The organism is Ensifer sp. BR816 (assembly GCF_000378985.1).
In the GTDB taxonomy this organism is placed as follows: domain Bacteria; phylum Pseudomonadota; class Alphaproteobacteria; order Rhizobiales; family Rhizobiaceae; genus Sinorhizobium.
Map to the genome: position 1 here is coordinate 1,686,455 of NZ_KB905370.1, position 23,436 is coordinate 1,709,890.

The window sequence follows — 23,436 nt, forward strand, 5'->3', positions numbered from 1 at the left end:
TGAATGCTTCCGTCAAATCCGGCCCCTTCCTGGTATGTGGCGACGCCGCGATCCCCAAGGAACCGCTGGACATGCCGCCGTCCACCCTCCCCGGCTGTATCTGTTTCAGTCGACCTGCTCGCTGATCCATTCCCGGAACGCGCGGCTGATCGGGTTTTCCAGTTTGCCTTCCGGCACGACGAGATAATAGCTGTTTTCCGTCTGCATCGGTCGATCGACTACAATCCGCAGCGTGCCTGCGGCCAGTTCCTGCTCGATCAGATAGCGGGGCAAAAGGGCAAAACCGAGACCTGCGGTCGCCGCTTCGATCACCATCGAGAATTGGTCGAAGCGGTTGCCCCGGTAGGCGCCATGGCTGTCGACACCGTTCGCGTCGAACCATTGCGCCCAGAGCTTCGGCCTCGTCGCCAGATGAAGCAGCGGCCCGCCGCCGATGTCGTCAGGCACCTCGGCCGCGTTTGCCGCAAGAAGCGCCGGGCTTGCGACCGGCACGATGACCTCGCTGCAGAGATAGCTGCAGATGGCGCGCGCCCAGACCGGCTGGCCGTAGTGAATTGCCAGGTCGAAATTCTGCTCGTCGAAATCGAACGGTGCGGAACGCGAGGCGATGTTGAGCACCGTACCGGGATGGCGTCTCAGGAAGTCGGGCAGGCGCGGCACCAGCCAGCGGCTGCCGAAGGTCGGCAGCGAAGCGACGGAAAGACTCGAATCGGCCCGTGCCGAGGCCATGGCGCGCACCATCAATTCCTCGGTCTGGTGTAAGAGGCGGCGGACCTCCGGCAGGAATTTCTGGCCCGCATCCGAGAGGATGACGCGCTGGCGCACCCGCTCGAAGAGCAGCACGCCCAATTGGGTTTCGAGATCCTTGATCTGCCGGCTGACGGCGCTTTGGGTGAGGTTGAGCTCGGCTGCGGCCTGGGTGAAGCTGCCGTGGCGCGCCGCGCATTCGAATGCCTGCAGCGTTGTCACGTCGGGAACCAATCGGCGGCTCAACTTCATTCCGGCCTCGCATCAACATAGTCAGAAGCAACGCGATCCAAGCCCGTCACCTTTCGATATGATCAGAATTAAGAATGATCTTGTCGTCACCCTTAGCGCGAGGCGAGCCCCAGTGAAAGAGAATAGTTACGTATCGGCCGACGATATTCGCTCGGCCTTTTCCGCCGCGATGTCCGCCATGTACCGCGATGAAGTACCGGCCTACGGCACGCTGATGGAGCTGGTGGCGAAGGTCAATGCCGACACGCTTGCCGCGGACGCCAACCTCAAGGAGCGCCTCGATGCAACCGATACGCTCGACCGCATCTCCGAGGAGCGCCACGGGGCGATCCGCCTCGGCACCCCGGCCGAGCTTTCGATGATGCGCCGCGTCTTCGCCGTCATGGGCATGTATCCGGTCGGTTACTACGATCTCTCGACGGCAGGCGTGCCGGTGCATTCCACCGCCTTCCGGCCGGTCGGCGAGGCGTCGCTGAAGCGCAATCCCTTCCGCGTCTTCACCTCGCTGCTGAGAATGGATCTGATCGCCGACGAGGCGCTGCGCGCCGAGGCCGACGCGATCCTGAACGAGCGCCGGATCTTCACGCCCGCTGCGGTCGAACTCACCGAAAAGGCCGAGCGCGACGGCGGGCTCGACAAGGTCGATGCCGAGCATTTCGTGGCGCAAGTACTGGAAACCTTCCGTTGGCACGACAAGGCCAATGTTGGCGGCGACATGTACGAGCGCCTGCATGACGCCCACCGGCTGATCGCCGACGTCGTCTCCTTCAAGGGGCCGCACATCAACCATCTGACGCCGCGCACCCTCGACATCGACCGCGTGCAGGCGCTGATGCCCGAATACGGCATCGCCCCGAAGGCCGTCGTCGAAGGGCCACCGACCCGCAACTGCCCGATCCTGCTTCGCCAGACCTCCTTCAAGGCGCTCGAGGAAGCGGTCTCGTTCCGCGACGCCGCGGGCGGCTGGAAGACCGGTTCGCACACCGCCCGCTTCGGCGAGATCGAACAGCGCGGCCTCGCGCTGACCCCGAAAGGCCGCGGCCTCTATGACAGGCTGCTCGACGAATCGCGCAAAATCGTGCGCCCCGCCGCCGACGGCTCCAATGCCAGGGACTATGCGGCGGCGCTTGCAACGGCTTTCGAGCCCTTTCCGGACAGCTGGGCGGAAATCCGTGAAGCAGGGCTCGGCTATTTCAGCTATTCTCTGACGGAGAAGGGCCGGCAGACGAAGCTTCCGGGCCGCCGCAATCTCGATTCGCTGATCGCCGATGGCCTCGTTCAGTTCGATCCGATCGTCTACGAGGACTTCCTTCCGGTCAGCGCCGCCGGTATCTTCCAGTCGAACCTCGGCGACGGCGCGCAGCAGGAATTCGTCGCTAGCCCGAACCAGAAGCGCTTCGAGGCCGATCTCGGCGCCGCCGTCCTCAATGAATTCGATCACTATGCCGGCATCGAAAAGGCCTCGATCGAAAGCTGCCTCAAGGCCTTGACCGCCGCCGTGGCAGCGGAATGATACGCCGACGATGATTGAACGGAACCATATCGACGCGCTGACGGGCCTCCTTGGCGACAGGGGCGTCGTCACGCGTCCGGAAGAAATGGAAGCCTACGAGACCGGGGCGCGCTACGACCGCGGCAGCGCCGGCGCCGTGCTGCGTCCGGCAACGACGGCGGAGGTTTCCGGTGCGATCTCCTATTGCGTCCGCAACGGCATCGCCCTTGTCCCGCAGTCCGGCAATACCGGCCTCGTTTCGGGCTCGACGCCCGACGGTTCCGGCACCGAAGTGGTCCTCAGCGTCGACCGCTTGACGCGGCACTTCGAGCTCGACCTCGACAACCGCTCGATCCGAGTCGATGCGGGCTTCCGCCTGTCCGATCTCAACCGCCGGCTCGAGGAGCACGACCTTTTCTTCCCGATCGATCTCGGCGCCGATCCGAGGCTCGGCGGCATGATCGCCACCAATACGGGCGGTTCGCGCTTCCTGAAATATGGCGATGTCCGCCGCAACACGCTGGGCCTGAAGGTGGTGCTCGCCGACGAGGCCGGCACGGTGCTGGACCTCGATTGCGACCTCAGGAAGAACAATACCGGCGTCGACTGGAAACAGATTTTCATCGGCACCTCCGGCGCCTTCGGCATCGTTACCGAATGCGTGCTCAACCTCGAGCGCCTTCCGAAGCAGACGGCAACGGCTCTCCTCGTGCCGGCAAGCGGCGCCCATGTGCTGCCGCTCTTGAACGCCATGGAGGAGCGGCTCGGCGCCTATCTTTCCGCCTTCGAGGGCATGTCGAAGAACGCGATCGCCGCCGCTTTCGCCCATGTGCCGTCGCTGAAGAATCCGTTCCAGGGCGGCAATATCCCCGACTACGTCATTCTCTGCGAAATCTCCCGCACCTGGGAACCACGCGAGGGCGAGCAGCCGCTGGATGCGGTTCTCGAAACGGTGCTGGCGGAAATCTGGGAGTTGGAGCAAGCGCCGCTCGCCGACGCTTTCATCGGTCCGCCGCATGAGACCTGGGCGCTGCGCCATGCGCTCTCGGAAGGCGTGAAGCACCTCGGCAAGCTGATCGCCTTCGATCTGTCCTTTCGCAGGGGTGACATCATGGCCTACTGCGACCATATGAAGGCCGCCATGCCAGAGAAATTTCCCGGCGTCACGGTCTGCGATTTCGGCCATATCGGCGACGGCGGCGTCCACTTCAACCTGATCGTTGCAAAGGATAGCCCGCTATTGACCGACCCGACCTTCGAGCAGCGTTTGCGCGAATGGGTCTTCACCGTGGCGGTCGATCAGCATCACGGCAGCTTCAGCGCGGAGCATGCGATCGGCCGCCGCAACCAGGCAATTTACGATCTCTACACGCCGGAAAAACTGAAAGAAATGGCCGCCGGCCTGAAGTCGTTCACCTCGCCGGGCAAGCTCGGCAGCGTTCGTTTCGGCTAGGTCGCCGCAACCGGCGCCAACAAGGAAAACACGGGAGTCAGACAGATGAACATTGCAGCCAAGAAGATCGACGTCGCAAAGGAGGCAGCCGCCCTGCTCGACAAGATGGGCGTCGCCAAGGAACTCTATACCGGCGGCGACATGCCGTCCTATAGCCCGGTCACCGGCGAACAGATCGCCAGCCTCAAGACCGTATCGGCAGCCGAAGCCGCCCGGAAGATCGAGCAGGCCGACGAGGCCTTCCGCGCCTGGCGGCTCGTGCCTGCGCCGAAGCGCGGCGAGCTCGTCCGCCTGCTCGGCGAGGAACTGCGCGCCTTCAAGGCCGATCTCGGCCGCCTCGTCTCGCTCGAAGCCGGCAAGATCCCGTCGGAAGGCCTCGGCGAAGTCCAGGAAATGATCGACATCTGCGATTTCGCCGTCGGCCTTTCCCGCCAGCTCTACGGCCTGACCATCGCAACCGAGCGTCCCGGCCACCGCATGATGGAAACCTGGCACCCGCTCGGCGTCGTCGGCATCATCTCGGCCTTCAACTTCCCGGTCGCCGTCTGGTCGTGGAACGCAGCGCTGGCGCTCGTCTGCGGCGACGCGGTCGTCTGGAAACCCTCGGAAAAAACGCCGCTCACCGCCCTCGCATGCGAGGCGATCCTCGAGCGCGCCCTCGCCCGCTTCGGCGATGCGCCGGAAGGCCTGTCGCAGGTGCTGATCGGCGACCGCTCGATCGGCGAAGTGCTCGTCGACCATCCGAAGGTGCCGATCGTCTCGGCGACCGGCTCCACCCGCATGGGCCGCGAGGTCGGTCCTCGGCTTGCCAAGCGCTTTGCCCGTGCCATCCTCGAACTCGGCGGCAACAATGCCGGCATCGTCTGCCCCTCGGCCGATCTCGACATGGCGCTGCGCGCCATCGCCTTCGGCGCCATGGGCACCGCCGGCCAGCGCTGCACGACGCTCCGCCGTCTGTTCGTCCATGAAAGCGTCTACGACCAACTCGTGCCGCGCCTGAAGAAGGCCTACCAGTCGGTCTCCGTCGGCAACCCGCTGGAATCGACCGCCCTCGTCGGCCCGCTCGTCGACAAGGCCGCCTTCGACAACATGCAGAAGGCAATTGCCGAAGCCAAGGCGGAGGGCGGTGCCGTCACCGGCGGCGAACGCGTCGAGCTCGGCTACGACAACGGCTACTACGTCAAGCCGGCGCTCGTCGAAATGCCGAAGCAGGCCGGTCCGGTTCTCGAAGAGACCTTCGCGCCGATCCTCTATGTCATCAAATACAGCGACTTCGATGCGGTGCTCGCCGAGCACAATGCGGTCGCGGCTGGGCTTTCGTCGTCGATCTTCACCCGCGACATGCAGGAGAGCGAACGTTTCCTCGCGGCTGACGGCTCGGATTGCGGCATCGCCAATGTCAACATCGGCACCTCCGGCGCCGAAATCGGCGGCGCCTTCGGTGGCGAGAAGGAGACCGGCGGCGGCCGCGAATCCGGCTCCGACGCCTGGAAGGCCTACATGCGCCGCGCCACCAACACGGTGAACTATTCGAAGGCTCTGCCGCTGGCGCAGGGCGTCTCGTTTGACATCGAATAATCATCGCACAGGATCGGCCATGACCATCAATGCAACGGTCAAGGAGGCGGGCTTTCTGCCCGCCTCGCGGATTTCCACGATCGGCGTTTCCGAAATCCTGAAGATCGGCGCGCGCGCCAACGCCATGAAGCGCGACGGCAAGCCGGTGATCATCCTCGGCGCCGGCGAGCCGGACTTCGACACGCCCGACCACGTCAAGCAGGCCGCCTGGGAGGCAATCCAGCGCGGCGAGACGAAATACACGGCCCTCGACGGCTCGCCGGAACTGAAGAAGGCGATCCGCGAAAAGTTCCAGCGCGAGAACGGCCTCGCCTACGAGCTGGACGAGATCACGGTTGCGACCGGCGCCAAGCAGATCCTGTTCAACGCCATGATGGCGTCGATCAATCCCGGCGACGAAGTGATCATCCCGACGCCGTACTGGACCTCCTATTCGGACATCGTGCAGATCTGCGAAGGCAAGCCGGTGTTGATCGCCTGCGATCAATCGTCCGGTTTCCGCCTGACCGCTGACAAGCTGGAAGCGGCGATCACGCCGAAGACGCGCTGGGTGCTCCTGAATTCACCCTCGAACCCGTCGGGTGCGGCTTACAGCGCTGCCGACTACCGGCCGCTGCTCGATGTTCTGCTGAAGCATCCGCATGTCTGGCTGCTCGTCGACGACATGTACGAGCACATCGTCTATGACGGCTTCCGCTTCGTCACGCCGGCTGAGCTCGAGCCGAGGCTCAAGGAGCGGACGTTGACGGTCAACGGCGTATCGAAGGCCTATGCGATGACCGGCTGGCGGATCGGCTATGCCGGCGGCCCGCGCGCGTTGATCAAGGCGATGGCCGTCGTCCAGAGCCAGGCGACCTCCTGCCCGTCATCGGTGAGCCAGGCGGCCTCGGTGGCGGCCCTCAACGGGCCGCAGGATTTCCTAAAAGGACGCACGGCGAGCTTTGAGCGCCGCCGCGACCTGGTGGTGAGCGGCCTGAACGCCATTGAAGGCCTCGATTGCCGCGTTCCCGAAGGCGCCTTCTACACCTTCTCCGGCTGCGCCGGCATGCTCGGCAAGGTGACGCCCGCCGGCAAGCGGATCGAGACGGATGCGGATTTCTGCACCTATCTGCTCGAAGACGCCCATGTCGCCGTCGTCCCGGGCTCCGCCTTCGGCCTTTCGCCCTTCTTCCGCATCTCCTATGCGACCTCGGAGGCCGAACTGAAGGAAGCGCTCACCCGCATCGCCGCGGCCTGCGCGCGGCTTAAATAAGGGACACAACCGGCTTTCCTTCCCATGACCAGACTGATGGTCGACAGTTCAGACCGGTTTGATGGTCGACAAGTCAAGAGCGTCGGAGGGAGGAAAAGTCATTGCTTGCCGCACCTCGCGAGTCATAAATTACTCTTGTTGTCAAGCGAATCATGCGCTATATATGTATACAGGCCCTGCCTTCGATGAAGCCTTTAGTTCCACTAAAGGTATGAGTAGTCGTCGGTGGGGCCGTTTCGTTTTTTGACAACCGTCTCATCTACCGTGTGGGAGCGTGGCGTAAATTTCCAATGTCTGTATGGATGCTCCCACCGATCGATAGACCCATTCGGTGTGCCGGTGGAAACTCCGATATTGAAGTTTGGATAAATTGTTCGAATTCTTTTGTTTATATGCTTGTACAACTTCTCTTTTGCAATAGTTCTCTTTCCCCTATTTCGCTCACCTTCTGGCTTCATTTTGTGAAGATCATTCAAACGGAAATACATACTGCCGAGAACGATATCCAGACCTTGCAAAATCGAATGATTCTTTGAATCGACATCTGCGATCTGGTCGCGAACTACACTGATTCGTGCATTTCGGAACAGCTTTCTGCTTGAAAGGGATTCCAGTTCAGTTCGAAATGACTCTACTTTGTCGCGAGAATGAGGAATTTGATCAAGCAGCATCGTGAGATAAACTCGATCAATGCCGTTCGGATTGCAGTAACCTAATCCGAATGCATGCTTCAGCATCTGATAGTATAGAAGAAAATATGAATTGTCCTTTTGCTCTTGAGTAAGATTATTTGCCACATACCTGTTATGAGTGAACATTATTCTGACTTTTATTCGGCCCGATTCGATCAAATCAAAAAATTTATCGACAAACTGAATATACTTTTCCAAGTAATTCAGTGTGACTTTTGTCCATTTTAATTCATCAAAGAGGTTCAACTCTTCTTTCTTTTCCAGAAGAATTCTTTCTATAGCCTCTCTGTCTTCAGCTTTGAGAAGTGCTCCGCCATAAAAATTGGAGTAGAAGGGCCCCTTCTTCGCCGACTCATCGCAATAAAGAATGTAATTACGCTTCGCCATGTTGGCGCGACTCCGAATCGAGAATTGCCTCGCTCGGGGCCAGATTTATCAGCGAACGGTTGTCAAATCACGTACAGAGTCGGCTCGATCCGAATTACCGCACCGCTGCATTCAATTCAACTTTAAATAGACACCTTTGCAATTTAGCTCGATTCGAACCAAATCCGTAGTCAGTCACCGTATCAGCATCGCCCGGAAATCATTGACATTCGTCCCGGTAGGACCCGGAACGAAAAGGTCGCCGCTGGCGGCGAAGGCCGACCAGGCATCGTGGCGGGCAAGATGGGCGCGCGGATCGGCACCGGCCGCCCGCATGCGGCCGACACTCGCCCCGTCGGCAAAGGCGCCGGCATTGTCTTCGGAGCCGTCGATGCCGTCCGTGTCGGCCGCAAGCGCGTCGATGCCGGCGACGCCGTCGATGTCGATCGCCAGCGACAGGAGGAACTCGCTGTTGCGGCCGCCCTTGCCGTAATCCTTGCCGGAAATCGTCACCGTCGTCTCGCCGCCGGACAGCAGCACGACGGGCCTGGTGAAGGGCCGGCTGCGCAGCGCCACTTCGCGGGCAAGCGCCGCATGCATGCGGCCAATGTCGCGCGCCTCGCCCTCGATCGCATCCGAGAGGATCATCGCCTCGACGCCGCTCTGCCGCGCGCGTGCCGCCGCCGCCTCCAGCGAGACGCTCGCCGAGGCGATCACATGGACTTCGTTGCCGGCAAAGGCCGGATCGTCCGGGCTCGGCGCGCGCGCCGCATCCGAGCGAAGATGCGCGACGACCCGCTCCGGCAGCGCCATGGCGTAGCGCGCGACGATCTCGCGTGCCTCTTCCAGGCTCGACCGGTCCGGCACGGTCGGACCGGAGGCGACGAAGGCCGGATTGTCGCCCGGAACATCCGACACGACCAGGCTGACAACACGCGCCGGCGAGGCGGCGAGGGCCAGCCGTCCACCCTTGATCCGCGACACGTGCTTGCGCACCACGTTCATCGCGGAGATCGGCGCGCCGGAAGCAAGCAGTGCCTTGTTGACGGCGATTTCGTCGTCGAGCGTCAGGCCGTTCGGCGGCGCCGGCAGCAGCGCCGAGCCGCCGCCGGAGACCAGCGCAATCACGAGGTCGTCCGCCGTCAGTCCCTCGACCCGTTCGAGGAGCGCCGTGGAGGCGATCAGCCCCGCCTCGTCCGGCACCGGATGGGCCGATTGCAGCACCTTGATGCGTTCGCAAGTTTCGATCGGCCCATGGCGAGCAACCACCACCCCTTCGATCGGTCCGTCCCAGAGCCTCTCGAAGGCGGCCGCCATCTGGCTTGCCGCCTTGCCCGCGCCGACGACGATGGTGCGTCCCTTCGGCCGTGCCGGCAGATGGGCGCGAATGGCGGCGTAAGGATCAGCCGCCACGACAGCGGCCTCGAAGAGGGAGGTCAGGAAGGGACGCGGCTCGATCGATGTCATGGAATCAGTCCGGGATTTCGAGTTCGTAGACGAAGATACCTTGGATGCCACCTTCAGCCGCCGCAACCAATTTCGCGCCAGTCGTGCGATGATCTGCGTCATCGAGATAGGCGTCGCGGGCCCTGGCATCGGCAAAATCGACGATGAATCCTTCGGCATAACCCTTGTCCATCCCCGTCTCCGGACTGACATTGGTGCCGACATGCGCAGCCAGGAGCCCCGGCAGGCGCGGCTTCAAGGCGGAAATCTCGGCGAAGATCCCCATCTTTTCGGCCTCGCTCACCTCCGGGCGGAAGCGGATGAAAACGCAGTGGCGGATCATGCTTCCCTCACCCTCAGCGAATATCGGCGCGGGCCCTGGGCCGCGTGTCGTTGCGTTCGTGCTGGAACACGGCCGGCGGGAGCGGCGGCAGGCTGCGAACGATATCTGCCCCCTTCTCGCCCATCATGATCGTCGGCCCATTGGTGTTGCAGGAGGGTACCCGCGGCATCACCGAGCTGTCGCAGACCCGCAGCCCTTCAAGCCCGCGGACCTTCAGTTCCAGGTCGACGACCGCCGTCCCGTCGGTTCCCATCTTGCAGGTACCGACGGGATGATGATCCGTCTTGGCATTGGCGCAGCCGTAGTCGAAGAGCTGCTCCTCGGTCTTGATCTCCCTGCCCGGCAGACGTTCCGCCATCACATAGGCTTCGAGCGCCGGCTGCTGCATGATCTCGCGGGCGATCTCAAGCCCTTCGAGCGACATCTTCCGGTCATGCGGGTCCTCCCAGTAGTTCGGGTCGATCAGCGGTGCGGCGGCCGGGTCGGCGGAGGACAGCCGGACCGTGCCGCGCGAGCGCGGATGCAGATAGGCGGAGTTGAGCGTGACGCCGGCATTTTTCAGCCGCGCGACGCCCGCCTCGATGCCCGAGCCGAGGCCGAGATGGAATTGGATATCCGGCGAACGAGCGTTCGGATCCGCATACCAGAAGCCGCCGGTCTCGAAGAGCGACGAGGCGACCGGGCCGGTACGGAACAGCACATATTGCAACCCGGCCCACAGCGTCCGGTGCAGCTTGGCGACATTGTCATAGGTGTGGTCGCCGGTGCATTCGGCAATCACGAAGAGGTCGAGATGGTCCTGGAGATTGCCGCCGACGCCGGGAAGATCGTGGCGGACATCGACGCCGACGGAACGCAGATGGTCGGCCGGGCCGATGCCGGACTGCAGGAGCAGCTTCGGCGAGCCGATGGCGCCGGAAGACACCAGCACCTCCCGTTCGGCGCCAATCACCTCGCTGCCTTTGCTCGTCACAACTTCAACGCCGACCGCGCGCCGACCTTCAAGCACGATTCGGGCGACGCGGGCGCCGGTGCGTACTGTCAGATTCTTGCGATCCTTGATCGGCGACAGATAGGCAAGCGAGGCGGAGGAGCGCCGGCGGTTGCGCTGGGTAAGCTGGTAGAAGCCGACGCCCGCCTGCTGTTTGCCATTGAAGTCGTGATTATAGGGAATGCCGAGCTCCTGGCCGGCGCGGATATAGGCGTCGCAGATTGGCAGGGGCGAAACCGGCATCGAGACGCCGAGCGGCCCGCCATAGGAATGATAGTCGTCGGCGAAACGCTGGTTGTCCTCGGCGCGCTTGAAATAGGGCAGCACGCTTCGGTAGTCCCAGCCGGCGCAGCCGTCCTCGCTTGCCCAGAGATCATAGTCGGCGGCATTGCCGCGGGTATAGAGCTGCGCATTGATCGACGAACCGCCGCCGATCACCTTCGCCTGGGTATAGCGCAGCACCCGGCCCTTCATGTGTTTTTGCGGCACCGTGTGCCAGCCCCAGCTCGCCACGCCCTTGGTCATCTTGGCGAAGCCGGCCGGCATGTGGAACAGCGGGTTCCAGTCGCCGCCGCCGGCTTCCAGCAGCAGCACCTTGACGGCCGGATCCTCGCTCAACCGATTGGCAAGCACGCAGCCGGCCGGGCCGGCACCGGTGATGATGTAGTCGAATGCCATTCTCCGTTCCTCCACCGCCTCATTGGAACGTTCCAAATGCAAGGCGTGATAAATCTGACGGACGCCTCAGGCGAGACGGTCCTTGCTGTCCTAAAGCCGACTGATCGACAGGCCTCCGTCGGCCTGGATGACGGAGCCCGTCGCGAAGGCAAATTTGCCGCTGGCGAGCCCCGCGACGATATTGCCGATATCCTCGGGCTCGCCCCAGCGCCTCACCGGCACCAGCCCGCCGGCGATCAGCGCATCGTATTTGCCCGAAACTGCGGCGGTCATGTCGGAGCGGATGATGCCAGGGCGCATCTCGAAGACCGAGATGCCGGTATCGGCGAGCCTCAGCGCAAGGCCCTGGCTGAAGGCGGCAAGCCCCGCCTTGCTCATGCAATAGTCGAGCCGTTCCGGCGAGCTCATCGCCGCGGAAACCGAGGTGATGTTGATGATCGAGCGCGGCGCGTCCGCCTCGACCGCGAGCATGGTCTTCAGCACCGCTTGGGTAAAAAAGACCGTGCCGCGCAGGTTGATGCCGACGATCGTGTCGAAATTTTCCGGCTTCAGATCGAGGAAATCGCCGCGCACCACGGAGGCGATGCCGGCATTGTTGACGAGGCAGTCGATCCGGCCGAAGACGGCGATCACGGCGTCGACCGTCGGCTGATGGCCGGAAATATCCGCGACGTCGGCCCTGAGGAAGATGGCGCGTGCGCCCAGCGTCTCGAGTTCGGCGATGACCGGCGCCACGCCCTCCGCGTCACCAATGCCGGTAATGGCGATGTCGAAACCGTCCGCCGCAAGGGCACGGGCGATGCCGAGGCCGATGCCGCGGCGGCCGCCGGTGACGATCGCGACGGGGCGTGCCTTGTCCGTCATGACCGAAGGTCTCCCTTGACGATGTGGTCGGCGACGCGCAACGCCTGGGCAGCGATCGTCAACGCCGGGTTGACCGCGGCCGAAGTCGGCAGGAAGCCGGCATCGACGACAAAGAGGTTGGGATGATCGAAGGCGCGGCAATGGACGTCGAGCGGCGCCTGCCCGGGATCATTGCCGATCCGGACCGTTCCACACTGATGCGACGGCGTCCGCTTGTCGAAGGCCCTGGCCAGCACCACCGGGAAGCCTGCCTGCTTCAGTACCGCCTTCAGCTTGGAGACGAGCTTCAGATGCGCCTCCCAGTTGGTGCGCACCCATTTGAGCAGGATTCGGTCGCCATCGACCACCACCCGGCTTTCCGGCGACGGCAGATCCTCGCTCATGGCGTAGAAGTCGATGGCGCGCGAGGACACCTGGCTGAGCAGCCATTCCGGCATCGACCGCATGTTGGCCTTCAGGATTGCGCCGGAGACGCGGCCGAGCAGCTGGATATTGCCGAGCGGTGGTCCGCCCTGGCCGTCGGAGAGATAGAAATCGTTGAGGCCGAAGGTCTTCTGGTAGACCGAATCGTTGCGATACCAGGGGCTGATCGCAATCACCGCACTCGAATTGTGGTTCATGAAATTGCGCCCGACCTGGTCGGAGCGGTTGGCGAGCCCAGTCGGGTTGACGTCATCGGCCGAGCGCAGCAGCAGCACAGCCGATTGCACGGCGCCGGCCGAGAGAATGACGAGCTTCGGCGAGACGCTGTGTTCCACACCGTCTTTCACATAGTGCACCGAAGCAATCGCCTTGCCGTCCGGCGCTGTCGTCAGCCGCGTGACCCGCGAACCGGTCTGCAGCCGCACGTTCGGATATTCGAGCGCCGCGGTCAGCGCCGCGGTTTCCGCATCCATCTTGCCGTCGAAACTGTTCGGATGCGCATCCCAGGGTGTCTTGCCTTTGGCGAGCCAGCGGTCGAGGTCGATGCCGAGCGGCAGCGAATAGGGATGCATACCGTTTTCGCGCAGCTGCTTGCGCACCTTGGCGATAGCCGGCTCGTCCGGCACCGGCGGATGCGGATAGTCGTTCGAATGCGCCGGCTCGGTCGGGTCCTCGCCGAGGCGCCCGCGCACCTGGTAGAGTTCTTCCGCCTTGGCATACCAGGGCTCCAGCTCTTCATAGGCAAACGGCCAGGCGGGCGAGACACCGTCGAGATGCTGCATCTCCTCGAAATCCTCGCGGCGGTAGCGGGTCAGCACTGCACCGTAGAATTTCGAGTTGCCGCCGACATTGTAGTAGTTGCCGGGGTTGAAGCCGGTGCCGCCCGCCTCGTACCAGGTCTCCTTCGGCCGGAAATGGCCGCGCTGGAAGATCGCCCGCTGGTCGCGATTGACCGGCAGGTCCTCGATGTGGTGGCCGGCCTCGAGGATGAGGATTTCGGCCCCCGAGGCGGCAAGTCCCGCCGCCACGGTAGCGCCGCCGACACCCGAGCCGATGATGACGATATCCGGCTGGCTTGCCATGCTCATGCGATCCGCATCTGGCTCTCAGGGTCGAAGAACACGGCCTTGTCGAGATTGAAGGCGAGCCGCGACGTCTGGCCTGGCGCGATGCGGGCGTCTGCCCTCAGCCGCGCGACGATTTCCTTGCCGCCGAGTCGGGTAACGGCAAAGGTGTCCGAGCCGGCCGGCTCGACGACCTCGATCAGGCAATCGCCCTCGGCGACGAACTTCGCATTGCGGTCGGCGCCGTCCGGATCGGTCAGCGCCTCCGGACGGATGCCGAAAACGACATCCCGGCCGGCATAGGCGGAGAGCGCGCCGTTATGCGGCACGGCGAGCTTCAGCGGTTCGGCATTCGGCCGCTCCAGAGTGACCGCGACGTTCGCCCCCGCGGCTTCGATCCGGGCCTTCAGCAGGTTCATCGCCGGGGATCCCATGAAATCCGCGACGAACATATTGGCCGGGTTGTTGTAGATCTCGGCCGGCGTTCCGAACTGCTGCAGCACGCCGTCCTTCAACACGGCGATCTTGGTGGCGAGCGTCATCGCCTCGATCTGGTCATGCGTCACATAGACGATCGTCGTCTTCATGCGATGGTGCAGGCGCTTGATTTCCGTCCGCATGTCGACGCGCAGCTTTGCGTCGAGGTTCGACAGCGGCTCGTCGAAGAGGAAGAGTTTCGGGTCGCGCACCAGGGCTCGGCCCATGGCGACGCGCTGGCGCTGGCCGCCGGAAAGCTGGCCGGGCTTGCGCTCGAGCAGATGGCCGATCTGCAGCATGTCGGCAACCTGCTTGATCGCCTTGTCGCGCTCCTCCTTCGGCACGCCGCGGATTTCCATGCCGAAGGCGATGTTCCCGGCGACCGTCATGTTCGGGTAGAGCGCATAGGACTGGAACACCATGGCGATGTCGCGCTTGGACGGGTGCAGCCCCGAAACCGAGCGGCCATCGATGGCGATGTCGCCCGAGGTGATCGGCTCCAGCCCGGCGATCGTGTTCAGAAGCGTCGACTTGCCGCAGCCGGAGGGACCGACAAGCACGAGGAAGCCGCCCTGTTCGATCTCGATGTTGATGTCCTTCAGGATCTCCAGTGAGCCGTAGGATTTGCGCAGGTTGCTGATTTTCAGGAATGACATTGGCTTACCCTTTCACGGCGCCGGACATCAGCCCGCGGACGAAGTAGCGGCCGGACACGATGTAGACGATGAGCGTTGGCAGGGCAGCGAGGATCGCGCCCGCGAAGTGGACGTTGTATTCCTTGACGCCAGTCGACGAGCTCACCAGGTTGTTGAGCGCCACCGTCATCGGCGTCGAATAGGGACCGGAGAAGGAGGCGCCGAACAGGAAGTCGTTCCAGATATTGGTGAACTGCCAAATGACCGAGACGACGATGATCGGCCCGGAGGACGGCAGCATGATCCGCCGGAAGATCTGGAAGAAGCTCGCCCCGTCGATCTGCGCGGCGCGCACCAGCTCGGTCGGGAACGCCTCGTAGTAATTGCGGAAATAGAGCGTCGTGAAGCCGATGCCATAGACAACATGGACGAGGATCAGCCCCCAGATCGACCCCGCAATGCCGAGAATGCCGAGGATGCGCGCCATCGGGATCAGCACGATCTGGAACGGGATGAAGCAGGACAGGAGCAGCATGCCGAAGAAGATGTTCGCGCCCGGAAAGCGCCACTTGGTCAGCACGTAGCCGTTGAGCGCGCCGATGATCGTCGAGATCGCGACGGCCGGCACGACCATCAGGATCGAGTTGATGAAGAAAGGGCGAAGGCCGGTCGGCTGAACGCCGATCTGCGCCGTCGACCAGGCCGAAAGCCAGGGCTCGATCGTCCAGGTCTCAGGCAGGTTCAGCATGCCGCCCTGGCGGATTTCATCGAGCGGCTTCAGGGAATTCACCAGCATCACGTAGAGCGGCAGCAGCGAATAGAGCGCGAAGAGGATCAGCGCCGCATAGATCAGCGCCCGCGTCAGGCGATTGTGCGAGATGACGTTCTCAGGACTGGGAGCGCCCATCAGCGTTTTCCTCCCCGGATTTCGGAATAGAGATAGGGAACGATGATCGAGAAGATCATCACCAGCATGATGATCGCCGACGAGGCGCCGATGGCCATCTGGTTGCGCGTGAATGTGTAGGAATACATGAAAGTCGCCGGCAGCTCCGTCGCCTGCCCCGGCCCGCCGCCGGTCAGGGCGATGATCAGGTCGTAGGCCTTGATGGCGAGATGGGCGAGGACCACGAAAGCCGAGAGGAACACCGGCCGCATCAGCGGAATGATGATCCGCCGGTAGATGGTCGGCGTCGTCGCCCCATCGATCTGGGCGGCCTTGATGATCTCGTTGTCGACGCCGCGAAGCCCCGCCAGGAACATCGCCATGATGAAGCCGGTCGACTGCCAGACGGCGGCAATGACGACGCAGTAGATCGCGTAGTTGCGGTCCTTGATCCAGTTGAAGGAGAAGCTTTCCCAGCCCCAGAGATGCATGGTGTTCTCGAGCCCGATGCCGGGATCGAGGAACCACTTCCAGGCGGTCCCCGTGACGATGAAGGACAGCGCCATCGGATAGAGATAGATCGGCCTGAGGAACCCTTCCGCGCGGATCTTCTGGTCGAGCAGGATCGCCAGCGCCAGGCCGAGCACGGAGCAGATGACGATATAGAGGGTGGCGAAGATCGCCAGGTTGCTGACCGCCCGCCACCAGTGTGGCAGCGCCCAAAGCCGGCTGTAGTTCGTGAGCCCGACGAAATTGTAGGACGGCAGCATCTTGCTGTCCGTCAGCGAGAGGAAGCCCGTATAGACGATGAAGCCGTAGACGAACACCAGAACTATGAGAAAGCTGGGGGCGAGCACGAGCTTGGGCAGAAGCTCCTGCAGCCGGGTGCGGCTATCCATGTTTGTTACCACCGTTATCGTTTCGTTCGTGCCGCGGGTCTGCCCCCTCTCCTCGGGTTAAACCCGAGGACTAGCCCTCTCCCCGAAGGCGGGGAGAGGGGACAGGGGCGCAGCGGCTCACCCCACCCCAAAGGGCAAGAGGACGCCGGACTTCGCCGCTTGTCCCTTCTCCCCGCGCGCGGGGAGAAGGTGGCCGGCAGGCCGGATGAGGGGCAATCCCCTCCGTCGCGCCGCGCTTACTTCGCAGCCTCGACAGCCGCGACGAGTTCCTTGACCGCCTCTTCCGAGCTCAGCTCACCGTTGAACTGGCGGGTCACCACGTCGTAGATCGCGTTCTTGACGGCGGCCGGGTTGGCGTGGCCATGCGCCATGGAGCCCATGAGCGTACCGTTGGCATTGGCTTCGGCAAGGTCCTTGATGCCCTTCTTGCCGCAGGCGTCGAAGTCGGTATCCGGAACGTCGGTGCGGGCCGGAACCGATCCCTTGACGACGTTGAAGGCCGACTGGAAGGTCGGGCTCTCGATCGCCGAGGCCATCTGCAGCTGCGCCGGGACCTTCTCGTCCGAGACCTTGAACATCGCGAACTGGTCGGAATTGAAAGTGACCGAGCCCTGCGTTCCCGGGAAGCGCATGCAGACGAAATCGGTGCCGGGCACCTTCTTCGCCTTCAGGAATTCGCCCTTCGCCCAGTCGCCCATGAACTGCAGGCCGGCCTTGTTCTCGATGACCATCGCCGAGGCGAGGTTCCAGTCACGGCCGGAGAAGTTGTCGTCGACATAGGATCTGAGCTTCGTCATCCGGTCGAAGGCTTCCTTCATCTTGTCGCCGCCGAGCGTCGCCGGATCGAGGTCGATGAAGGCCTTCTTGTAGACGTCGTTGCCGAGCGAAAGCACGACCGCGTCGAAGATCGTCGCATCCTGCCAGGGCTGGCCGCCGTGAGCGACCGGCGTGATGCCCTGCTCCTTGAACTTGTCGAGCAGCGCGATCAGCTCATCCCAGTTGGCCGGCTCCTTGCCGCCTGCCTTGTCGAGCGCCGCCTTGTTGATCCAGACCCAGTTGGTCGAATGGACGTTGACCGGAGCGGCGATCCAGTGGCCGTCATACTTCGAGAACTGCTGCAGAGCCGTCGGAACGACCTTGTCCCAGCCTTCCTTGGCGGCGATGTCGTCGAGATTGCCGAGCGCGCCTTCCTTGGCCCAGTCGAGAATATCGAAGCCGAGCATCTGCACCGCCGTCGGCGCATTGCCGGAGGTGACGCGGGCGCGCAGCACCGTCATGGCCTCGGTGCCGCCACCGCCGGCGACCGGCATGTCGGTCCAGCCGATGCCCTTGCCTTCCAGATCCTTCTTCAGGACGTCGAGCGCCGCAGCCTCGCCACCGGACGTCCACCAGTGCAGCACTTCCACATTCTCTGCTGCGCGCGCGGCCGTCGCCGCCAACATCAATGCTGCAACAGCCGTCGTCGTCATCAACTTGCGCATCGTTTTCCTCCCGTTTGCAAGTTACCGAAGCGGAAGCTCCTCCCGCTTTTTTGGATTGTCTGCCCCCTCCCAGGGGGCAGTCTGGGCTTGCGGCATGCGCCGCCCGCACAATTTAAAACGTTACAAATCGCCACAAGTCAAGCGGACGGCCCTATTCCACCCTCTTCCGACCGAACAACACTGATTTCCCTGCATTATAGGCCATGCCGACGATGCCGCGGCGCAGCAAATCGTGGTCCTTGCACCGATTTAAAACGTTTGCATGATGCGATTGCCTATTGGTTCGCGGCACGTTACAAATGCCGCACTTGACCTCTCGCAGGAAAGCATTCGTTTGGCCGATCCTTCGAAACTCGTCCGCCCCGGAGGGGCCTCGGAAAAGCGCGGTAAGCCAACCCTGCGCACCATCGCCGACATCACTGGTCTCGCCGTCACCACGGTCTCGCGGGCGCTTGCCGATGCGCCGCAGATCTCGCTCGAGACGCGCCAGCGGGTGCGTCAGGTGGCGCTCGAGATCGGCTACTCGCCGGACCGCGCCGCCCAGCGCCTGAAGACCGGACGCACCAATGTGATTGCCGTGCTGCTCGCCCCACACGAAGAGATCCTCGGCTACGGGACCTCCGTGATGGCCGGCATCGCCCGGGCCTTGCAGGGCACCGCCTACCACCTGATCGTCATGCCGAATTTCCTCGATGCCGCGAATATCGAGGCGGTGAACTACATCATCCGCAACGGCATGGCCGACGGCTTGATCTTCTCCCGTACCGAACCGCTCGACCCGCGCGTCAAACTGCTTTCGGAGACCGGCTTTCCGTTCGTCACGCATGGCCGCACCGAGCTTGCGACGACGCATCCCTTCGTCGACTACGACAACTTCACCTTTACCTACGAGGCGACGCGGCGGCTGATCGCCAAGGGACGACGCAAGCCGGCGCTGATCAGCGGCCCGTCCGGCTTCACCTTCAGCGGCCACATCCTTCATGGCTTCATGACGGCTGTCCGCGAGGCGGGCTGCGCCTACGAAATCCTCTCCGGCATCGATCTCGATAGCCCGGCCGGCGCGATCCGCGATCGGATCCGCCAGCGCCAGGCCGAAAAGGATCCGCCGGACGGCTTCACCTGCGGCGGCGAGGTCTGTGCCTTGGCGACGATCACCGGCATGAGCGATTGCGGCCTGACGCTCGGGCTCGAATACGACATCGTCGCCAAGCAGACGTCTCCCTTGCTGGGTGCCATCCAGCCGCGGGTCGATACGATCTACGAGGACCTGACCGAAACCGGCGAGCACATGGGGCGCATCCTGCTGCGCCGCATCGGCGGCAGCACCGATATCGGCGAACTGCAATTGCTGCTCGACCCCGAGCTTCGCTTCAAGCCGCAGCCGGCCGAGGTGTCCTGAGGCGGGGCGGCCCGACTTGCGCACGGTCGAAGCGGGAGGGCGTGGCATCGGCGCCTCCTTCATCCTCCCTGCGAACCTGGCCAACGAACCCATCTCCGACTTACCTCCCGATCTCAGCGCGGCATCCACCAGCTGGTACGCTGACCGATATGCATGTTGAGCGTCTTGGTCTCCGTGTAGTCCTCGACCGCATGCCGCCCGAGCTCGCGGCCGAGACCCGACTGCCGGTAGCCGCCGAAGGGCAGTTCGGAGGCGCCATCCATGAAAGTGTTCATCCAGATCGTGCCGGCGCGCACGCGCCGCCCGATCGTCAGGCACGTGTCGAAGTCGCGGCTCCAAACGCCGGCCGAGAGCCCGTAGTCGATCGAGTTGGCAATGCGGATCGCCTCCTCGGTCGTTTCGAAGGTCAGGACCGAGAGCACCGGCCCGAAAACCTCCTCGCGTGCCACTGCCATCTCCGGCCGGACGGACGAAAGAATGGTCGGAGCCATGAACTGGCCCATGCCGAGATCGAGCGCCGCGCCGCCATGGCTGACGGCCGCGCCCTCGCCTGCGGCGGCAGTTACATAGCCGGCGATCTTTTCGAGATGCTGCGGCGTGATGATCGCGCCGACCTGCGTCTCGGGATCGAGCGGATCGCCGACCTTGACCTTCGCCGAGAGGCTGGCGATGCGCGCCGTCACCTCGTCGGCGATGTCGCGATGCAGGATCAGCCGCGAGCCGGCATTGCAGCATTCGCCGGCATTGAAATAGGCGCCGAAGACGGCGGCATCGATGAACTCGTCGAGATTGGCGTCCGGGAAGACGATCTGCGGGTTCTTGCCGCCAAGTTCGAGCGACACCTTCTTCAAGGTCTGCGCCGCATTCGCCATGGTCAGCCGCCCGACCCCGGTCGAGCCGGTGAAGGAGACCATGTCGACATCCGGGTGGGTGGTGAGCGGCGCGCCCGCCTCCGGCCCGGTACCGACGATGATGTTGACGACGCCGTCCGGAACGCCGGCGGCCTCGAGGATCTCGCCCAGAACGAGCGTCGAGGCGGAGGTCAGCTCCGAAGGCTTCACGACCGTCGTGCAGCCGGCAGCGAGCGCGAAGGGCAGCTTCTGGCCGACGATCAGGAAGGGGAAGTTCCAGGGCGTAATGATCGAGACGACGCCGATCGCCTCGCGCAGTACCACGCCGAGCGTGCCATCGCCGAGCGTATTGTAGCTCTCGCCGGAGAGATCGCGGGCAAGCGCTGCGGCATAACGCCAGATGTCGGCAGCACCCGCAAGTTCGCCCTTGGCCTGGCTGATCGGCTTGCCGGATTCGATTGCATCGAGAAAGGCGAGTTCGTCGGCGCGCGCGGCGATCATGTCGGCGGCGCGGAGCAGGATGAGCGAGCGTTCGGAGGCGGTCATGCGCGGCCAGGGACCATCGTCGAAGGCACGCCGCGCCGCGGCGATGGCGCGCTCGGCATCCACCTTCGTCGCCGCGGCATAGCGGCTGACGACGACGCCGTGACCGGGCGCCACGCGCTCGACTGTCCGGCCCTCCGCGCCGGCCACCCATTGACCGTCGATCAGCATCCGGAATTCGCGGACCTTGTGGTCGCCAAGCGGCTTCGGCCTCAGCAGAACCGTCATCACCATTCTCCCTTGAAGCGCGCTTCGCGCTTTTCGCTGAAGGCGGCGACGCCTTCCTTGAGGTCGCCGGTCTTGGCGACGAGGATCGAGCCCAGCGCCTCGACGGCCGCGCCCTTGTCCTCGCCATTCGCCGAGGCAATCATCAGCTTCGATATTTCCAGCGCCGCCGGACCGCGGCTAGCGATCCGCGCGGCATAATCCCGCGCCGCGCTCATGACCGTGCCGGTCTCGACCACGGCATCGACGAGCCCTTCGGCCCTCGCCTCCTCCGCCGTGAACATCTCGCCGCCGATCACCATGCGCCGGACGATCTGCGCGCCGAAGCGGGTGACCAGGCGCTGCGTGCCTGACCAGCCGGGCACCATGCCGAGGCTCGTTTCCGGCAGACCGATCTTCACCTGGCTCTCGGCGATGCGGATATCCGCGGCCGCGGCGAGTTCCAGGCCACCGCCAAGCGCATGGCCGTTGAGCGCCGCAATGACCGGCATGCGCAGCGTCGCCAGCCGCTCGAAGACGCGGTGGCCGAAGCGCACCCACTCATGTCCGAAGGCGGCCGGCTCCATGCCGCCCCAGGCCTTGATGTCGCCGCCGGCGGAGAACGCCTTGCCCTCGCCGGTGAGGATCACGACGCGCACTTGCCCGTTCGCCTCGACCGTGTCGCAGGCCGAGGCCAGCGCCTTCAGCATGTCGATATCGAAGGCATTGAGTTTTTCCGGTCGCGCGACGGTCATCGTCGCGATCGCGCCGTCGATCTCGATACGGATCCGCTCGTCAGCCATCTGCGCCTCCCGCGATCTCGCGCCGGGGTTTGGCCGGCAGCTTGAGTCCCAGCGGCGCTTCGTGGAACAATGCCGCCTCCATCACCTTCAGCCTGTCGGAGACGACCAGCGGGAATTCCGACTGGTCGAGGATATGTGTCTCAAGATCGACGCCCGGCGCGATCTCGGTCAGCACGACGCCCTGCGCCGTCAGCTTCATGACGCAGCGCTCGGTGACATAGGTAATGTCCTGCCCCTGCTCGATGGCGCGGCGGCCGGAGAAGGTGACGTGCTCGACCTGATTGACCAGCTTCTTGAGTTTGCCTTCCCTCTCGATGACGAGCCGGCCGTCGACGACGCCGAGTTTCGCACCGGCGTTGAACATGCCGGAGAAGACGATCTTCTTCGCCCGCGCGGTGATGTCGACGAAGCCGCCGGCGCCGGCGGTGACATGCGGGCGGAAGCTGAGCTTCGAGACGTTCACCGAACCGCTGCGATCGATCTCTAGGAAGGAGAGCAGCGAAGCGTCGAAGCCCGCCCCCTGGAAATAGGTGAACTGGTAGGGCGACGGCATGAAGGCGTCGGCATTCGAGGCGCAGCCGAACGCGAAGTCCAGGAGCGGCACGCCGCCGACGGCGCCCTGCTCGATCACCCAGGTGACGGCACCATGCAGCCCCTCTTCCAGCAGGATGCGCGGCACATTGGCGGAGATGCCGAAGCCGAGATTGACGGCGCTGCCCGTTTCGAGCTCCTGCGCGACGCGGCGGGCGATCACCTTCTGAATGTTGAATTCCGGGACGCGGAAGCTGTCGAGCGGCCGGAATATCTCGCCGGAGATGGCGGGATCGTAGAGCGTCTGCGTCGTCTGCTTCTGCTCCGGATCGACGACGACGTAATCGATGAGCACGCCCGGCACCCGGACATCATGCGGTTTGAGCGAGCCTTCCTTGGCGATGCGCTTCACCTGGGCGATGACGATGCCGCCATTGTTGCGGGCGGCGAGTGCCTGGTCGAGCCCGCCGAGATAGGCGCCCTCGTGTTCGTAGGTGAGATTGCCGCGTTCGTCAGCGGTGGTAGCACGGATAATCGCCACCTCAGGCGCGATCGCCTTGAAATAGAGCCAGTCCTCGCCCTCGAAGGAAATCTTCTTCACCACCGGCTCGGCAGCGGCCGAGGCGTTCATGGCGCAGCCTTCGCGCGAGGGATCGACGAAGGTGTCGAGCCCGACCTTGGTCATCACGCCGGGGCGCTTTGCAGCCGCCTCGCGATGCATGTCGAAGAGAATGCCGGAGGGAATGTTGTAGGCTGCAACCTCATCTGCGCCGATCATCTGCCAGATCAGCGGCGGCTCGGCGCTCGACGGGCCGGAAGGATAGGAGCCGCCGATGATCTTCTTCAGTAGGCCCTTCCTGGCGATGTAATCGACCCCCTTGATACCGCTCATGTCGCCGGCGGCAATCGGGTGCAAGGTCGTCAGGTCGCGCGGGTGGCCGGTCGCCTCAAAGCGCTCGCCGATCGCCTTCAGCATCAGGTCCGGGCAGCCAAGACCGCTGGACGAGGAGACCGAAACGACGGCGCCGTCCGGGATCAGGGCGGCCGCTTCTGCCGGCGAAATATGCTTGCTCATCGACATTGGCT

At 63.7% G+C, this 23,436-nt stretch carries 19 protein-coding genes; 5 read left to right on the forward strand and 14 right to left on the reverse strand.

Annotation, left to right across the window (positions count from 1 at the left end; genetic code table 11):
• Window positions 1-105: 105 nt before the first annotated feature.
• Complete coding sequence (locus RHIBR816_RS0108105) at window positions 106-999, reverse strand: LysR family transcriptional regulator (RefSeq protein ID WP_026186760.1); 894 nt, start codon at window positions 997-999, stop codon at window positions 106-108.
• 112 nt (window positions 1,000-1,111) lie between these two features.
• Here RHIBR816_RS0108105 and RHIBR816_RS0108110 point away from each other — a divergent pair, with 112 nt between their 5' ends.
• From RHIBR816_RS0108110 to RHIBR816_RS0108125, 4 genes are read left to right on the forward strand one after another with little or no spacing between them, the layout of a single operon-like run.
• The gene (locus tag RHIBR816_RS0108110) at window positions 1,112-2,512 is read left to right on the forward strand and encodes a VOC family protein (protein WP_018236030.1); all 1,401 of its coding nucleotides are present in this window, start codon (window positions 1,112-1,114) and stop codon (window positions 2,510-2,512) included.
• 10 nt (window positions 2,513-2,522) lie between these two features.
• Complete coding sequence (locus RHIBR816_RS0108115; protein WP_018236031.1) at window positions 2,523-3,944, forward strand: FAD-binding oxidoreductase; 1,422 nt, start codon at window positions 2,523-2,525, stop codon at window positions 3,942-3,944.
• A 45-nt stretch (window positions 3,945-3,989) separates the two neighbouring features.
• Window positions 3,990-5,522 carry an aldehyde dehydrogenase family protein gene (locus RHIBR816_RS0108120; protein WP_018236032.1) on the forward strand — a complete coding sequence of 511 codons (1,533 nt, stop codon included), beginning with the start codon at window positions 3,990-3,992 and terminating at the stop codon, window positions 5,520-5,522.
• Window positions 5,523-5,541: 19 nt separating this feature from the next.
• Window positions 5,542-6,774 (forward strand): pyridoxal phosphate-dependent aminotransferase, encoded by a 1,233-nt coding sequence (locus RHIBR816_RS0108125; RefSeq protein WP_018236033.1) that lies wholly within the window; start codon window positions 5,542-5,544, stop codon window positions 6,772-6,774.
• A gap of 203 nt (window positions 6,775-6,977) precedes the next feature.
• Here RHIBR816_RS0108125 and RHIBR816_RS0108130 read toward each other — a convergent pair whose 3' ends face one another.
• The 10 genes from RHIBR816_RS0108130 to RHIBR816_RS0108175 form a co-directional block, all read right to left on the reverse strand.
• Entirely contained in the window at window positions 6,978-7,853 is an 876-nt protein-coding gene (locus RHIBR816_RS0108130; protein ID WP_018236034.1) for a DUF3800 domain-containing protein, read from the reverse strand.
• Window positions 7,854-8,027: 174 nt separating this feature from the next.
• Window positions 8,028-9,299 carry a glycerate kinase gene (locus RHIBR816_RS0108135; RefSeq protein WP_018236035.1) on the reverse strand — a complete coding sequence of 424 codons (1,272 nt, stop codon included), beginning with the start codon at window positions 9,297-9,299 and terminating at the stop codon, window positions 8,028-8,030.
• Between the two features lie 4 nt (window positions 9,300-9,303).
• Window positions 9,304-9,621, reverse strand: a complete 318-nt coding sequence (locus RHIBR816_RS0108140; RefSeq protein WP_018236036.1) for a Dabb family protein — start codon at window positions 9,619-9,621, stop codon at window positions 9,304-9,306.
• A 13-nt stretch (window positions 9,622-9,634) separates the two neighbouring features.
• On the reverse strand, window positions 9,635-11,290 hold the full coding sequence (locus RHIBR816_RS0108145; protein WP_018236037.1) for a GMC family oxidoreductase: 1,656 nt from the start codon (window positions 11,288-11,290) through the stop codon (window positions 9,635-9,637).
• Between the two features lie 90 nt (window positions 11,291-11,380).
• Window positions 11,381-12,154 (reverse strand): 3-ketoacyl-ACP reductase, encoded by a 774-nt coding sequence (locus RHIBR816_RS0108150; protein ID WP_018236038.1) that lies wholly within the window; start codon window positions 12,152-12,154, stop codon window positions 11,381-11,383.
• Window positions 12,151-13,659 carry a GMC oxidoreductase gene (locus RHIBR816_RS0108155; protein ID WP_026186761.1) on the reverse strand — a complete coding sequence of 503 codons (1,509 nt, stop codon included), beginning with the start codon at window positions 13,657-13,659 and terminating at the stop codon, window positions 12,151-12,153. Before RHIBR816_RS0108155 ends, RHIBR816_RS0108150 begins: the two co-directional genes overlap by 4 nt.
• 2 nt (window positions 13,660-13,661) lie before the next feature.
• A complete protein-coding gene (locus RHIBR816_RS0108160; protein ID WP_018236040.1) occupies window positions 13,662-14,774 on the reverse strand; it encodes an ABC transporter ATP-binding protein in 1,113 nt (370 codons plus the stop codon).
• A 4-nt stretch (window positions 14,775-14,778) separates the two neighbouring features.
• Entirely contained in the window at window positions 14,779-15,660 is an 882-nt protein-coding gene (locus RHIBR816_RS0108165) for a carbohydrate ABC transporter permease (RefSeq protein WP_018236041.1), read from the reverse strand.
• Window positions 15,660-16,538, reverse strand: coding sequence for a carbohydrate ABC transporter permease (locus RHIBR816_RS0108170; protein ID WP_018236042.1), 879 nt, complete (start codon window positions 16,536-16,538; stop codon window positions 15,660-15,662). The genes RHIBR816_RS0108165 and RHIBR816_RS0108170 overlap by 1 nt, the downstream gene beginning before the upstream one ends.
• A gap of 236 nt (window positions 16,539-16,774) precedes the next feature.
• On the reverse strand, window positions 16,775-18,019 hold the full coding sequence (locus RHIBR816_RS0108175) for an extracellular solute-binding protein (RefSeq protein ID WP_018236043.1): 1,245 nt from the start codon (window positions 18,017-18,019) through the stop codon (window positions 16,775-16,777).
• A gap of 334 nt (window positions 18,020-18,353) precedes the next feature.
• Between RHIBR816_RS0108175 and RHIBR816_RS0108180 the strand changes: the two genes are divergently transcribed.
• The gene (locus RHIBR816_RS0108180) at window positions 18,354-19,418 is read left to right on the forward strand and encodes a LacI family transcriptional regulator (protein WP_018236044.1); all 1,065 of its coding nucleotides are present in this window, start codon (window positions 18,354-18,356) and stop codon (window positions 19,416-19,418) included.
• A 113-nt stretch (window positions 19,419-19,531) separates the two neighbouring features.
• On the opposite strand, the gene RHIBR816_RS0108185 is transcribed toward RHIBR816_RS0108180, so the two are convergent.
• From RHIBR816_RS0108185 to RHIBR816_RS0108195, 3 genes are read right to left on the reverse strand one after another with little or no spacing between them, the layout of a single operon-like run.
• Complete coding sequence (locus RHIBR816_RS0108185; protein ID WP_018236045.1) at window positions 19,532-21,040, reverse strand: aldehyde dehydrogenase family protein; 1,509 nt, start codon at window positions 21,038-21,040, stop codon at window positions 19,532-19,534.
• Window positions 21,040-21,819 (reverse strand): enoyl-CoA hydratase/isomerase family protein, encoded by a 780-nt coding sequence (locus tag RHIBR816_RS0108190; RefSeq protein WP_018236046.1) that lies wholly within the window; start codon window positions 21,817-21,819, stop codon window positions 21,040-21,042. The genes RHIBR816_RS0108185 and RHIBR816_RS0108190 overlap by 1 nt, the downstream gene beginning before the upstream one ends.
• Complete coding sequence (locus RHIBR816_RS0108195) at window positions 21,812-23,431, reverse strand: acyl CoA:acetate/3-ketoacid CoA transferase (RefSeq protein WP_018236047.1); 1,620 nt, start codon at window positions 23,429-23,431, stop codon at window positions 21,812-21,814. Before RHIBR816_RS0108195 ends, RHIBR816_RS0108190 begins: the two co-directional genes overlap by 8 nt.
• Window positions 23,432-23,436: the final 5 nt, after the last annotated feature.